This is a genomic window from Burkholderia sp. HMSC10F09, from assembly GCF_001806955.1.
In the GTDB taxonomy this organism is placed as follows: Bacteria; Pseudomonadota; Gammaproteobacteria; order Burkholderiales; family Burkholderiaceae; genus Burkholderia; species Burkholderia multivorans.
Genome location: NZ_KV786714.1, coordinates 23,452 through 36,654, shown reverse-complemented (window position 1 = coordinate 36,654; position 13,203 = coordinate 23,452). Strand labels below are relative to the sequence as shown.

Annotated in this window: 11 protein-coding genes and 1 pseudogene; 6 read left to right on the top strand and 6 right to left on the bottom strand. The window is 68.5% G+C overall.

What is annotated here, in order from left to right; all coding sequences use genetic code 11:
* Positions 1-109 precede the first annotated feature (109 nt).
* Positions 110-1,594, top strand: a complete 1,485-nt coding sequence (locus tag HMPREF3115_RS14535; RefSeq protein WP_053298426.1) for an amidase — start codon at positions 110-112, stop codon at positions 1,592-1,594.
* Between the two features lie 65 nt (positions 1,595-1,659).
* On the opposite strand, the gene HMPREF3115_RS14530 is transcribed toward HMPREF3115_RS14535, so the two are convergent.
* Positions 1,660-3,117 (bottom strand): carbohydrate porin, encoded by a 1,458-nt coding sequence (locus HMPREF3115_RS14530; RefSeq protein ID WP_070554890.1) that lies wholly within the window; start codon positions 3,115-3,117, stop codon positions 1,660-1,662.
* A 296-nt stretch (positions 3,118-3,413) separates the two neighbouring features.
* On the opposite strand from HMPREF3115_RS14530, the gene HMPREF3115_RS14525 reads away from it, so the two are divergent.
* The 5 genes from HMPREF3115_RS14525 to HMPREF3115_RS14505 all read left to right on the top strand — a co-directional run bounded on the left by HMPREF3115_RS14525 (position 3,414) and on the right by HMPREF3115_RS14505 (position 6,574).
* The gene (locus HMPREF3115_RS14525; protein ID WP_006403229.1) at positions 3,414-4,097 is read left to right on the top strand and encodes a hypothetical protein; all 684 of its coding nucleotides are present in this window, start codon (positions 3,414-3,416) and stop codon (positions 4,095-4,097) included.
* 115 nt (positions 4,098-4,212) lie between these two features.
* On the top strand, positions 4,213-5,043 hold the full coding sequence (locus tag HMPREF3115_RS14520; protein WP_006403230.1) for an arylamine N-acetyltransferase family protein: 831 nt from the start codon (positions 4,213-4,215) through the stop codon (positions 5,041-5,043).
* A 125-nt stretch (positions 5,044-5,168) separates the two neighbouring features.
* Positions 5,169-5,342, top strand: a complete 174-nt coding sequence (locus HMPREF3115_RS14515) for a CopG family transcriptional regulator (RefSeq protein ID WP_070554888.1) — start codon at positions 5,169-5,171, stop codon at positions 5,340-5,342.
* A 1-nt stretch (position 5,343) separates the two neighbouring features.
* Positions 5,344-5,703: a VOC family protein gene (locus HMPREF3115_RS14510; RefSeq protein WP_070554886.1), complete on the top strand. Its 360-nt coding sequence runs from the start codon at positions 5,344-5,346 to the stop codon at positions 5,701-5,703.
* A gap of 10 nt (positions 5,704-5,713) precedes the next feature.
* The gene (locus HMPREF3115_RS14505) at positions 5,714-6,574 is read left to right on the top strand and encodes a class I SAM-dependent methyltransferase (RefSeq protein ID WP_070554884.1); all 861 of its coding nucleotides are present in this window, start codon (positions 5,714-5,716) and stop codon (positions 6,572-6,574) included.
* Between the two features lie 3 nt (positions 6,575-6,577).
* On the opposite strand, the gene HMPREF3115_RS14500 is transcribed toward HMPREF3115_RS14505, so the two are convergent.
* The 5 genes and pseudogenes from HMPREF3115_RS14500 to HMPREF3115_RS32460 all read right to left on the bottom strand — a co-directional run.
* Positions 6,578-11,419 (bottom strand): NAD-glutamate dehydrogenase, encoded by a 4,842-nt coding sequence (locus tag HMPREF3115_RS14500; RefSeq protein ID WP_070554882.1) that lies wholly within the window; start codon positions 11,417-11,419, stop codon positions 6,578-6,580.
* A 219-nt stretch (positions 11,420-11,638) separates the two neighbouring features.
* On the bottom strand, positions 11,639-11,860 hold the full coding sequence (locus HMPREF3115_RS14495; protein WP_006403235.1) for a hypothetical protein: 222 nt from the start codon (positions 11,858-11,860) through the stop codon (positions 11,639-11,641).
* A gap of 198 nt (positions 11,861-12,058) precedes the next feature.
* Entirely contained in the window at positions 12,059-12,247 is a 189-nt protein-coding gene (locus HMPREF3115_RS14490; RefSeq protein WP_070554880.1) for a 4-oxalocrotonate tautomerase, read from the bottom strand.
* 60 nt (positions 12,248-12,307) lie between these two features.
* The gene (locus tag HMPREF3115_RS14485) at positions 12,308-13,084 is read right to left on the bottom strand and encodes a class II aldolase/adducin family protein (protein ID WP_069221015.1); all 777 of its coding nucleotides are present in this window, start codon (positions 13,082-13,084) and stop codon (positions 12,308-12,310) included.
* A pseudogene (locus tag HMPREF3115_RS32460) lies at positions 13,059-13,203 on the bottom strand (urea transporter); the annotation flags it as partial. The pseudogene HMPREF3115_RS32460 and the gene HMPREF3115_RS14485, both read right to left, overlap by 26 nt.

Here is a 13,203-nt window from a genome sequence, read left to right as displayed (position 1 = left end):
TCGCGCGCGTCGCGTAGAGTAGAGCGACGACGACCGGCGCGCCGCGCCCGCCGCGACGCGCGGCCGTCACGATACGGTCCGGCTTCCCATTCGATTTCAGGAGACCCGCATGCCGCACGGCGCCCCGCAGCTTCTCGCTCCCGCTTCCATCACCGTCGACCCGATCGTGCGCCTGTCGGCCGGCGAGCTCGCCTCGGCGATCCGCAGCAAGGCCGTGTCGTGCGTCGAGACGATGCGCGCGTATCTCGATCACATCGAGCGCGTGAACGGCGCCGTGAACGCGATCGTCGCGCTGCGCGACCGCGACGCGCTGCTCGGCGAAGCCGCGGACAAGGACGCGGCGCTCGCGCGCGGCGAATATCACGGCTGGCTGCACGGGATGCCGCAGGCGCCGAAAGATCTCGCGATGACGAAGGGGCTCGTGACGACCTACGGCTCGCGGATCTTCAGCGATCACGTGCCGCAGGCCGATTCGGTCGGCGTCGCGCGGATGCGCGCGGCCGGCGCGATCTTCATCGGCAAGACCAATACGCCGGAGTTCGGCCTCGGTTCGCACACGTTCAACGACGTATACGGCGCGACGCGCAATCCGTACGACCTGACGAAGAGCGCGGGCGGCAGCAGCGGCGGCACGGCCGCCGCGCTCGCATCGCGGATGCTGCCTGTGGCCGACGGCAGCGACTTCGGCGGCTCGCTGCGCAATCCGGCCGCGTTCTGCAACATCTACGGCTTCCGCCCGTCGCAGGGCCGCGTGCCGCGCTGGCCGGGCGTCGACGTCTACATGCAGCAGCTCGGCATCGAAGGCCCGATGGGCCGCACGGTCGGCGACGTCGCGCAACTGCTCGCGATCCAGGCCGGCTACGATCCGAACGATCCGTTGTCGCTCGCCGACGATCCGGCCGTGTTCGGGCAGCCGCTCGAGGCGGACGTGAAGGGCACGCGCATCGCCTGGGTCGGCGACTGGAACGGCTATCTCGCGACGGAGCCCGGCGTGCTCGCGCAGTGCGAGCAGGGGCTCGCGACGCTGCGCGACATCGGTTGCGACGTCGATGCGGCGTTGCCCGCATTCGCGCCGGAGCGCATCTGGCGCCTGTGGCTCGCGCATCGGCATCTGCTGTCGGGCGGCGGGCTGCTCGCGCACTATCGCGACCCGGCGCGCCGTGCGCTGCTGAAGCCGGAAGCGATCTACGAGGTCGAAGGGCTGCTCGCGATGCAGGGCGCCGCGGTGTTCGACGCGAGCGTCGAGCGCACCGCGTGGCATCAGGCCGTGCTGCGTTTTTTCGATCGCTACGACTTCATCGCGGCGCCGACTGCGCAGGTATTTCCGTTCGACGTCGAGCAGCGCTGGCCGAACGAAATCGCGGGGCGCGCGATGGACACCTATCATCGCTGGATGGAAACGGTCGTCCCGTGGACGCTGGCCGGCTGCCCGGTGATCAGCGTGCCGGTCGGCTTCAACGAGGCAGGGCTGCCGATGGGGATGCAGCTGATCGGGCGTCCGCGCGCCGATCTCGCCGTGTTGCAGCTTGCGCGCGGCTACGAGCGCGCGGCCGACTGGGTCGGTCGCCGGCTGCCGGCGTGGATGGCCGCGTGACGCGATGAGGCGGTTCGCGGTCGGCCGCGCGCAGGCCGCACGCCGCGCGTGCGCGCGGGCCGCCGTCAGAACGTGATGGTCGTGCGCACGCCGAGCACGAACGTGTTGTGCAGCGGCGCGCGCGGATCGTCCGGATTCTGGCCTGCGCCCGCATTGAACGTGTATTGCGCATCGGCCTGAATCTGCCACCACGGCGCGACCTGGTAGTTGTAGGTCGCTTCGAGCGCGGTTTCGCTGCCGCGCACGCCGTACGGCGCACCGCCGAATGCGCGCGCATCCTCGTCGAGCGCGCGTGCATGGCGGCCGACTTTCACGTAGGTGAGCGCGAGGCCGGCGGAATCGTTGTCGCGGCCGGCGAACGGCGCTTTCAGCACGACGCCGAGGTTCGCGGCGGCGCTGACGACGTTACGGTCGCCGGGCGCCGCCATCACGCGTGCGAACACGCCCACGCTGCGCGGACTGTCGGGGCCGGCGCGCCATACCATCTGATCCGCGACCGCATAGACGCTGTAGTCGCCGCGATGCGGCCGGCCGATGCCCGTCGAATCGGCGCTGGCGAGCGAACGGCCGGTCGTGTCGTCGCGCTGATCGGCGAAGCTGCCGCTGTGATACCAGACGCCGAGCTTGTACGTGCCGGGCAGCGCGCCCGACTTCACCGCGCCGCCGGCCGCATCGTCCTGATTGATCGCGTACTGCAGTTCGCCGATGAACAGCGCGCCGTTGTGCAGGTTGAAATTGGTGCCGCTGTGATTGTCCGGATGGTTGCCGAGCGGATCGCCGTCGAACACGCCGGCCAGCGCGGTCAGCGACGGCGTCAGCTTTGCGCGCACGCGCACGCCGAGCGCCGACAGCGGGTACGCAGGGCCACCGCTCGGCAAATCGTATGACGGCAGCGCGGGCCAGCCGAACATCGTGTTCATGAACGTCGCCGAGTACGTGCTCGTCAGGAATTCCTGATCGACGGCCTGCTGGCCGATCTTCACGTCGACGCGATCGTCGAGCAGCGACTGCTGATACCAGAGCTCCCACAGGCGCGTGGCGGCGTCGGCTTCGGTGCCGCTCGCGGTGTTCAACGTGCCGAGATGGCTCGGGCTGAACTGTCGGCCGTGGATCTGCAATGCGCTCGCGTTGAAGCTGCCGCCTTTCCAGCCGAATGCCTTCTCGGTGTCGAGCCCGAGCGTCACCGTCGTGACGCCGTGATAGCCGACGCCGCGCTCCAGCCCGCCGTGCAGGTTCGCGAGCAGCTCGCTCGTTTCGGTCGCCGCGAGCGTGACGCCGTACTTGCCGAGCCATGGACGAAGGCCGCCGATGTCGCCGAGCAGCGTGTCGCGCGTCCAGAGGCTGTCTGCCTCGGCGCCCGGCACGGGCGAGGTCGGCGCGGCCGCGGCGGCCGGTGCCTGCTGTGCGGCGGCGGCGCCCGCGAGCAGCTGCGCCGTGCAGGCCAGCGCCGCGATGCACAGGCGACGCGGAACGCGAACGGACAGGGCGGCGGGCGAGGTTCCGGGCAGCGAAACGGGCGGCATGATTTTCCTTGCGGGACGGACGGTGGACGAACCGCGCGCGGTGCGGACACAGCAGCGCGAAGCGGGGCGAATCGTAAGAAACGGCGGGGGCGGCGTCAATCGCGGCGACGCGCAAGCATGCGCATTGATGCGGAAAAGGAACGAATCGCGACGCAAGGCTTGATTTCGCGCGGTCGATTCCGATCAATGCACGCGCGCGTGCCGTCCGATTCGTTTCGATGTGTTTCAGTCGTTGCGATCGCGTGCGACGCGCTTCGACAATATCGGGCTCCACCATTCGGGCACGAGGACAACGTATGAAACACATCCGCGCGGCGCGCAGACATCTCGCCTTCGCCGGCATCGCCTTCGGCATGCTGCTGAGCGGCGCCGCCCATGCGCAGCTCGATCTGCAGTCGATCGGTTCGTCGCTGCTCGGCGGCGGCCAGCAGGCGGCGCCCGCGCAGGGCGGCGTCGCGCAGCTGCTGCAGGCTTACGTCGGCGCGAACCGGCAGGTGCTCGCCGGCCAGTCGTCGCTCGCGTCGGCGATGGGGCTCAGCGGTGCGGCGGGCCAGGCGCAGCAGGCGGCGGCCGTGCTCGGCAACGGCGATGCGCTGACGCCGGCCGCGCTGTCGCAGATGGGCGGCGCGCAGCAGTCGGTGTCGCAGGCGCTCGATCAGGCATTCGCGAGCGGCGGCGCGACGCAGGGCGCGGTCGACAAGCAGGCGTTCAGCAACGGCCTCGCCTCGCTCGGGCAAGGGCTCACGCAGTACTCGCAGCTGCAGCCGGCGCTCGGCGGCCTCGGCTCGACGAATCCGGCGTCGCTGCTGCAGGCCGGGCTCAATCCGCAGAACCTGCAGGCCGCGTCGTATATCGCGCAGAGCGCGCCCGGTCAGCTGCAGTCGCTCGCGACGACGCTGAGCCAGGCCGTGCAGTTCGCGACGAGCCAGGGCATTTCGGTGCCGTCGGTCGCGTCCTCGGCGCTGAAGCTGCTGCCGTAGCGCGAGGCGCGGCCCGCCGCCCGATCGCGGCGTGCGTCGCCGAACGGTCGTTTCGCGCACCACGGGGATTTCGCACGATGCTATCGTGGCGCATTCCCCTCCTTGGTGCAGTCCCATGACCGATTCGTTCGACCTCGCGCGCTACTTTGCGCGCATCGGCTACGACGGCCCCGCCGAGCCGACGCTCGACGTGCTGCGTACGCTGCATCTGCGGCATCCGCGCGCGATTCCGTTCGAGAACCTCGATCCGCTGACCGGCACGCGCGTCGCGCTCGACCTGCCGGCCGTCGTCGACAAGCTCGTCGAGCGCGGTCGCGGCGGCTACTGCTTCGAACTCAACAAGCTGTTCTACACGGCGCTCACGACGATCGGCTTTCGCGTGACGCCGCTGATCGCGCGCGTGCGCTGGATGCGGCCGCCCGAGGTCGCGACGGCAAAGACGCATATGCTGCTGCGCGTGGATCTTGACGGCACGGTGTGGTTCGCGGACGTCGGCTTCGGCACCGCGACGCTGACCGCGCCGATGCGGTTCGCGCCCGGCGAGCGGCAGACGACGCCGCACGGCGCGTTCCGGATCGACGCGCACGGCGACGACGAATTCGACATGCAGTGCGAGACGCGCGACGGCTGGCAGACGATGTATCGCTTCGCGCTGAAGCCGGCCGAGTGGGTCGATTACGATGCCGCGAACTGGTTCACGTCGACCTATCCCGAGTCGCTGTTCGTGAACGACCTGATCGCCTGCCGCGTGCTGCCCGAGGGGCAGGCGACGCTGTTCAACACGGTGCTGAGCGTACGCGACGCGACGGGCGCAGCGCAGACCGTCACGTTCGACGATCGGGCCGCGTGGGCCGCGTGCCTGCGCGACACGATCGGCATCGATACCACCGGCTTCGATCTTGACGCGCTGTTCGTGCGCGCGGCGGCCCGCGTGCGCGACGCATGAACGACGGCGCCGTCCTGCACGCGGCGCGAGGCGACGGTGCGCGCCGCGTTTCGCGCGAGCTGCATGCCACGCGGATACCTGCCACGGGCATTTGACTTTTCCTAGTTTGCTAGCATACTAGCACCATGACCGACGAAGAAGTGAAGCAGTTCAACGTGTATCTGCCGCTGAGTCTGATCCGGCAGGGCAAGCATCGCGCAATCGAAACGGAACAGTCGCTGTCGGCGCTGGTAGCCGACGCATTGCGCGCGTATCTCGCCGCGCCGCCGCCGGCGGACGCGTCCACCACGGAGGAATGACATGTCGTCCGAGCGAATCGAAGCCGTTTTCCTGACCACGCACAACTGGGGCAAATCGGCGAAGTTCTTCCAGGCGCTGGGCTTTACGCTGGAATTCGAAACCGATCACCAGTCGGGCCAGCTTCGCAACGGCGACGGCCCGTATCTGTTCATCGCCGAAGTGCCGCCCGGCGAAAAGACGGACATGCAGGTCGTGCTGAAGGTGCCCGACGAGGCGGCAGTGCGGCCGCAGCCGATCGTCGACGTCGTCACGCCGTTCGAGGACACGCACTGGGGCACGCGCGAGATGACGGTGCGCGATCCGGACGGTCGCGTATGGCGACTGCAGGCGCCGGGGCGGCCCGGCCAGTCGAGCGTGTGAGGGCGCGGCGATGAACGACACCGTCGACCAGGGCCCCGACAGCACCGCCGCGCGCGTCGCGCTCTGGCGCGCGCTGCATGTCGAATGCGATGCGCCGCCGCACGTGCTCGCCGACGAAGTGGGGCTGCAACTGCTCGCGCCGGGGCCCGACTGGCAGCAGCGCGGCGACATGGATCCGCAATTCACGCGGCCGTTTCGCGCATCGATCGTCGCGCGTGCGCGCTTCATCGAGGATCTCGTCGTCGAGCAGGCCGCGCGCGGCGCGAGTCAGTACGTGATTCTCGGCGCGGGGCTCGACAGCTTCGTGCAGCGCCGCCCCGACATGGCGGCGCGCGTGACGGTCTATGAAGTCGACCGGCCGGGCCCGCAGGCATGGAAGCGCCGCCGGCTGAACGAACTCGGCTTCGGCGTGCCGGATTGGCTGCGCTTCGTGCCCGTCGATTTCGAGGCAGGCCGCTCGTGGCGCGACGCGCTCGTCGATGCGGGCTTCGATCCGGGCAAGCCGGCCGTCGTCGTGTCGACCGGCGGCAGCATGTATCTGACGCGCGAAGCAAATGCGGCGACGCTGCGGGAAGTCGCGACGCTCGCGCGCGGCACCACGTTCGCGATGACGTTCCTGATGCCGCTGCAGCACGCCGATCCCGACGTGCGACCCGGTCTCGAGATGGCGGACAAGGGCGCGCGCGCGAGCGGCACGCCGTTCATCAGTTTCTTCATGCCGGCCGAGATCCGCGCGCTCGCACTCGAGGCGGGCTTCTCGACGGCCGGGCACGTATCGGCCGCCGATCTGACTCGGCGCTATTTCGGCGGGCGTGCGGACGGCCTGCGGCCGCCGAACAACGCGGAAGAGTTGCTGGTCGCGACCGTATAAACGCTACGCGCGCTCGAGCACGGCCATCTCGCGCACGACGACGAGCAGCACCGCGAGGCTCGCGCCGCCCGATGCGCGCAGTTCCGCGAGCAACTGGCCGTAACGTTCGAGCGCGGCTTCGCGGCGCACGCGCCACGCAGCGACGATCGTTTCCGGCGACGTCGACTCCGGCGATTCCGCCAGCGCGCTCGTCGCGAGCGTGCGCTTGAGCCGCGCGACTTCCGCGAGCGCCGCCGCGCGCGCCATCATGTCCCAGTGCGTCGGCGTCGGCAGCGACGCCGCGCGCTCGCCGATCCATCCGTAGTTGAGCAGCGTGCCGAGCGCGAAGTACACGCCCGCGACGAGTTCGAGTTCGCGATTCGAGGTGGCCGCGACGTCCGCGATGTCGAGCAGCGCGGCCGAGATGTCGCCGCTCGCGACACGCGCGGCGAGCGCTGCATCGACGCCGGCGTCGGTCAGCACGCGCCGGCGCGCGGACAGCGCGTCGAGGTCGTCCGCCGGCAGCAGCGCGGGGAGTTGCGGCGCGAGCCGCTCGACCGCGTCGCGACACCGCGCGAGCAGTGCGGCGATGCCGTCGCCGGCTCCCGCACCCGTATGCAGATGCCGCAGGAACCACAGCGCCGCGCGTTCGAGCAGCCGTGCGACGTCGACGAACATCCGCGCCTGCACGTCGTCGGCGACGCGGTTGTCGAGTGCGTCGATGTCACGCCACACCGCATCGAGATCGAACACGTCGCGCGCGACGATGCAGGCGCGCACGATGTCGCCCGGCTTCGCGTCGGTTTCCTCCATCAGCCGATGGATGAACGTGCAGCCGACGCGGTTCACGAGCGCATTGGTCAGATGCGTCGCGAGAATTTCGCGGCGCAGCGGATGGCGACGCATCGGCTCGCTGAAACGCTGCTGCAGCGGTTTCGGGAAGTAGTCGACGAGCATCGCGGCCACGAGCGGGTCTTCGGGCAGGTCCGATTCGAGTAGCGCGTCGTAGAGCCACATCTTGCTGTACGCGAGCAGCACCGCGCGCTCCGGCGAGGTGAGACCGACCTTCGCGGCCTGCCGTTCCGCAATCTCGTCGTCGGTCGGCAGGAATTCGATCACGCGGTTCAGGCGCCCCGCGCGTTCGAGCCAGCGCATCAGCCGCGCTTCCGCATCGAGCAGCTCGACGCCGTAGCGGCCGGCGATAGACAGCGCCTGCGTCTGATAGTAGTTGTCGCGCAGCACGAGCAGCGCGACTTCGTCGGTCATCTCGGCGAGCAGCGCGTTGCGTTGCTTCTCCGTCATCTCGCCGTCCGCGACGACGAGGCCGAGCAGGATCTTGATGTTGACTTCGTGATCCGAACAGTCGACGCCGGCCGAGTTGTCGATCGCGTCGGTGTTGATCCGCCCGCCGCGCTGCGCGAACTCGATGCGGCCGAACTGCGTGAAGCCGAGATTGCCGCCTTCGCCGACCACCTTGCAGCGCAGGTCCGCGCCGTTGACGCGCACCGCGTCGTTCGCGCGGTCGCCGACCTGCTGATGCGTTTCGTGCGTCGCCTTCACGTAGGTGCCGATGCCGCCGTTGTACAGCAGGTCGACCGGCGCCTGGAGGATCGCGCGGATCAGCTCGGTCGGCGGCAGCGCGTGCGCGTCGATGCCGAGTGCGGCCTGCACGGCCGGCGACAGCGGGATCGTCTTCGCGGTGCGCGGATAGACGCCACCGCCCGCCGAGATCGCGGCCGGATCGTAATCGGCCCAGCTCGAGCGTTCGAGCGCGAACAGCCGCTTGCGTTCGGCGAAGCTCGTCGCCGGGTCGGGAGCCGGATCGAGGAACACGTGCCGGTGATCGAACGCGGCAATCAGCCGGATATGCGGCGACAGCAGCATCCCGTTGCCGAACACGTCGCCGGACATGTCGCCGATGCCGACCACCGTGAAGTCGGTCGTCTGCGTGTCGACGCCCATCTCGCGGAAGTGCCGCTTCACCGATTCCCACGCGCCGCGCGCGGTGATCGCCATCTTCTTGTGGTCGTAGCCGACCGAGCCGCCCGACGCGAACGCGTCGTCGAGCCAGAACCCGTACTCGTGCGAGATCGCGTTCGCGTAGTCGGAGAAGGTGGCCGTGCCCTTGTCCGCCGCGACGACGAGATACGGATCGTCGGGGTCGTGGCGCACGACGTCGCGCGGCGGCACGATCGCGTTGCCGACGCGGTTGTCGGTCAGATCGAGCAGCCCGCGCAGGAACGTCTGGTAGCACGCGACGCCTTCGCGCATCCACGCTTCGCGGTCGCTCGGCGGCGGCGGATTCTTCACGACGAAGCCGCCTTTCGACCCGACCGGCACGATCACGACGTTCTTCACCATCTGCGCCTTCATGAGCCCGAGCACCTCGGTGCGGAAATCCTCGCGCCGGTCGGACCAGCGCAGCCCGCCGCGCGCGACTCGGCCGCCGCGCAGGTGCACGCCTTCGACGCGCGGCGAATACACCCAGATCTCGAACATCGGTTTCGGTTCCGGCAGCCCCGGCACGCGCGCCGGCGCGAACTTGAACGACAGGTACGGCTTCGGCTCGCCGTTCGCGTCGTGCACGAAGTAGTTCGTACGCTCGGTCGCGTTGATCACGCCGAGGAACTGACGCAGGATGCGGTCCTCGTCGAGGTTCGGCACCTGATCGAGCGCGGTCTCGATCGCCTTCAGCAGCCGTTCGGCCTGCACGTCGCGCGTGTCGCCGATGCGCGGATCGAAGCGCAGCACGAAGAGCTCGACGAGTTGCCGCGCGATGGCCGGATTGCCGGTCAGCGCGCGTTCGATATAGGCGTCGCTGAAGGTGGAGCCGACCTGCCGCAGGTACTTCGCATACGCACGCAGGATCGTGACCTCGCGCGCGCTCAGATGCGCGCGCAGCACGAGCCGGTTGAAATCGTCGTTCTCGATCCGGCCGCTCCAGATCCGGTCGAACGCATCCTCGAACAGGCCTTTCACGCGTTCGATGTCGAACTCCGTATCGTCGGCGAGCTCGAGTCCGAAGTCGTGCACCCATGCCGGCGCCGCATCCTGCGTCTGGATGCGGTAAGGACGTTCCTCGTCGACGCGCACGCCGAGATGCTCGAGCATCGGCAGGCTACGCGACAGCGCGATCGGCTCGCCCGCGCGATAGACCTTGAAGCGGAACGCGCGCGGCCCGGCCTCGATCGGCCGGTACAGGTTCATCGCGAGCTGGCCGGACGCTTTCACGCGCTCGATCAGCTCGATGTCGCGCACTGCGGTGCGCGCCGGATAGTCGTCGCGGTAGCCGGCCGGGAACGAGTCGGCGTAGCGCTGCAGCAGACGATTGCCTTGCTCCTCGCCGAACGCGTCGAGCAGCGCGTCCGCGAGATCGTCCTGCCAGCGCCGCGTGACCTGCACGAGCCGCGTTTCGAGCTCGCGCGTATCGACGTCGGGCATCGTGCCGGGCTCCGCATGCACGACGAAGTGAATGCGTGCGATGGCCGATTCCGACAGCAGCGGCGTGAACTCGACGTTCACGCCGTTGTACGCATCGACGAGCAGCTTCGCGATGCGCCGCCGCAGGTCGGTGTTGTATTTGTCGCGCGGCACGAACACGAGACACGACACGAACCGGTCGAAGCGGTCGCGCCGCACGAACAGCCGCGTGCGCTGGTGTTCCTGCAGCCGCAGGATGCCGAGCGCGATGTCGTAGAGCTGATCTTCGTCGGCCTGGAAGAGCTCGTCGCGCGGATAGGTTTCGAGCACCGTCACGAGCGACTTGCCGAGATGGCCCTTCGGCAGAAAGCCCGCGCGCCGCACGATGTTCGCGCACTTGCGGCGCACGATCGGTATCTCGGCGCTCGACACCATGTACGCGGTCGACGTGTAGAGCCCGAGGAAGCGGCGCTCGCCGCTCACCTTGCCGTCGGCGCCCGCGAGCTTCACGCCGACGTAGTCGAGATAGCCGGGCCGATGCACGGTGGCGCGCGAATTCGCCTTCGTCAGAAAGATCGGCGATGCGCCGGAGATGATGGCCGCGGCGGCCGGCGGCAGCGGCGTCACGTCGGGCGCGCCCGGCGAGCGCAGCGATTCGCGCAGGATGCCGAAGCCCGAGCCTTCGATGCCGCGCAGCGCGAAACCGGGGCCGTCCGACACGAGCGCATAGTCGCGCTGCCCGAGGAACGTGAAGTGATCGGCGAGCATCCATTCGAGAAACGCGCGCGCTTCGATGTCCTCGGCCGTCGCTTCGCGCGTCTTCATGTCCTTGATCGTCGCGCGCGCGATCTCGACGATTTTCGGCCAGTCCTCGACCGATGCGCGTACGTCGCCGAGCACGTGCGCGATGTCGTCGCGCAATGTGTCGAGCAACGCGGCGTCGCCGCAGCGATCGACTTCGAAGTGGATGAACGAGGCGAGTTGCGAACGGCCGTCGTCGGGCGTTGCGCCGCCGGCGTCGACGCGCTCGATCGTGCCGTTGCCGCCGCGCCAGATGCGGAATACCGGGTGCAGCGCGGAATGCAGCGCGAGGCCGAGGCGGTTGACGGCCATCGTCACCGAGTCGACGAGGAACGGCATGTCGTCGTTGACGATCTCGATCACCGTGTGATCGGAATGCCAGCCGTGCTGTTCGAGGATCGGGTTGTAGACGCGCAGCCGCTCGCTGCCCGGGACGAATTTCTGCGCGGTCTGCCAGTGCGCCATCGCGGCGCCGTAGAGATCGGCGATGCTGCGGTTTTGCAGATCGTCCGCGTCGACGAAATCGTAGTAGTGACGCAGGAATGGCTCGACGATGCGGAACGTCGTTTCCGGCAGCCGCGCGCGCGCGAATTCGACGACGTCGGAGAGCAGGTGGGCGACGACTTCCTCGTTCTTCGCTTCCATGGCGATCTCCTCGTCGGGTGGAGCCATCGGTTGCTGCTGCGTCTGCCCGGCATTATGCGCCGATTGCGTGACAACGCGATGTGCGGGTGCACAACGGGTGCGGCGTGCGCTGTGTGCGGTGGACGCGGCGGTCGCGGCGGTCGTGGCGGTCGCGGCGGCGGGGCAGGGCCGGGTTCTTGCGAGTCTCGGCTTCGCCCACCATCACTCGGCCAGCGACCGTCAAGTCAGTTCGGGCGGCTTGAGGTCGGGATGCCGCGTGTAGAGCGGGTTCATGAAGTCGGTCAGCATCGTGCTCATTACTTGCGAGACGAATTCGCGATAGGCGACGAACTCCGATTCCGGACATGATGCCTGAACCGTCAGCAGGGATCGATCCAGGTCGGCTCCCATTTGCAGGATCATGTCGTTCAGAGCGCTTGCGACTTGCTTGTCGGAGATCATTTACGCGTCCTGTTTAGCATCCCGCCAACGCATTGCAGCGGTTGACGCCGTGCCGGAATCCGAATCGGCGGCTACCGGTAGAGGCAGCCGGCCGGCTTCAGCCAATTCGGCTTGCCGATGACATTGCCGAGAAGGAAAACGGGTATCGGCCTAGCGTGTGCCCAAGACACCGAACACACGCTGATTCCGGAACGCTGCTCAGCGCGGCTCGCTCCACAGCTTGCCGCCGGTCGCCCAGTTTTCCTTTTTCACATCGGTCAGGATGATATCGACGGAGCCAGGTTCGCAGCCGAGCGTTTCGCACGTCACGCGCGTGATCGCTTCGACGAACTGGCGCTTCTGCTCGACGGTGCGGCCCTCGAACAACTGGATACTGAAAGTCGGCATGGAAAAACCTCCGGTTGGGTTTGAAAAAATCGATTCCGCGGGATGCCGCCGCCGCCGCGCTCAATCGCGATACGACCGATCGATCCGGTCGAGCCTCCGCAGTAACGCCGGCCATTCCAGTTCGCCTTCGATCGCGCCGCCGTCGCGCAATTGCTCGGCGGTGCGCTCCGCGACGGCCGGCTCCGGCAGCACGAGCGGCCCGCCGCCTGCCTGTGCGCGCAGCTGGATGTCGCAGGCCTTGATCAGCGTATCCATCAGGACATACGCCTCGGCGACCGTGCGGCCGACCGTCAGTGTGCCGTGGTTGCGCAGCAGCATCGCGGATTTCGCGCCGAGACTCGCGGTCAGCCGCGCGCCCTCGGCCGGAGAGAACGCAAGTGCTTCGTAGTCGTGGTAGGCGAGATCGCCGTGGAACCGCAGTGCATGCTGCGACGCGGGCAGCAGCCCGTCGCGCTGGATCGACACCGCAATGCCGGCGGTATTGTGCAGATGCATCACGCAGACCGCGTCGGGGCGTGCCGCATGCACGGCCGCATGCAGGGCGAAGCCCGTCACGTTGACCGCGTGCTCGCCGTCGCCGATCCGGTTGCCGGCGAGGTCGATCTTCACGAGATTCGATGCGCAGACTTCGTCGAACGCCAGACCGAACGGGTTGATCAGGAAATGACCGGGCTCGCCCGGCACGGTCGCGGACAGATGCGTGTAGATCAGGTCGTCCCAGCCGTTCAGCGCGACGAGCCGGTATGCGGCTGCGAGGTCCACGCGCAGCCGGCGTTCGGCGTCCGAGATCGGGCCGCCCGGTTTGACGGCATCAGGACGGTGTGCGAATGACGACATCGGGTTCTCCGAGGGTAAAGCGCCGCGCGACGGCCACCGTGATCCACGACGCGAGCGCGAACGGTGCGGTGAGCGCGACGAGGCCGGCGCGCATCGCAAGCCACTGGATCAGCGCGGCC

Excerpts from the sequence above, each read along its gene's own strand:
- HMPREF3115_RS14515 (WP_070554888.1), top strand. The coding sequence starts at position 5,169 with ATGACCGACGAAGAAGTGAAGCAGTTCAACGTGTATCTGCCGCTGAGT.
- HMPREF3115_RS14500 (WP_070554882.1), bottom strand. The coding sequence starts at position 11,419 with ATGGAAGCGAAGAACGAGGAAGTCGTCGCCCACCTGCTCTCCGACGTC.
- HMPREF3115_RS14535 (WP_053298426.1), top strand. The coding sequence starts at position 110 with ATGCCGCACGGCGCCCCGCAGCTTCTCGCTCCCGCTTCCATCACCGTC.
- HMPREF3115_RS14495 (WP_006403235.1), bottom strand. The coding sequence starts at position 11,860 with ATGATCTCCGACAAGCAAGTCGCAAGCGCTCTGAACGACATGATCCTG.
- HMPREF3115_RS14505 (WP_070554884.1), top strand. The coding sequence starts at position 5,714 with ATGAACGACACCGTCGACCAGGGCCCCGACAGCACCGCCGCGCGCGTC.
- HMPREF3115_RS14485 (WP_069221015.1), bottom strand. The coding sequence starts at position 13,084 with ATGTCGTCATTCGCACACCGTCCTGATGCCGTCAAACCGGGCGGCCCG.
- HMPREF3115_RS14525 (WP_006403229.1), top strand. The coding sequence starts at position 3,414 with ATGAAACACATCCGCGCGGCGCGCAGACATCTCGCCTTCGCCGGCATC.
- HMPREF3115_RS14530 (WP_070554890.1), bottom strand. The coding sequence starts at position 3,117 with ATGCCGCCCGTTTCGCTGCCCGGAACCTCGCCCGCCGCCCTGTCCGTT.
- HMPREF3115_RS14510 (WP_070554886.1), top strand. The coding sequence starts at position 5,344 with ATGTCGTCCGAGCGAATCGAAGCCGTTTTCCTGACCACGCACAACTGG.
- HMPREF3115_RS14520 (WP_006403230.1), top strand. The coding sequence starts at position 4,213 with ATGACCGATTCGTTCGACCTCGCGCGCTACTTTGCGCGCATCGGCTAC.
- HMPREF3115_RS14490 (WP_070554880.1), bottom strand. The coding sequence starts at position 12,247 with ATGCCGACTTTCAGTATCCAGTTGTTCGAGGGCCGCACCGTCGAGCAG.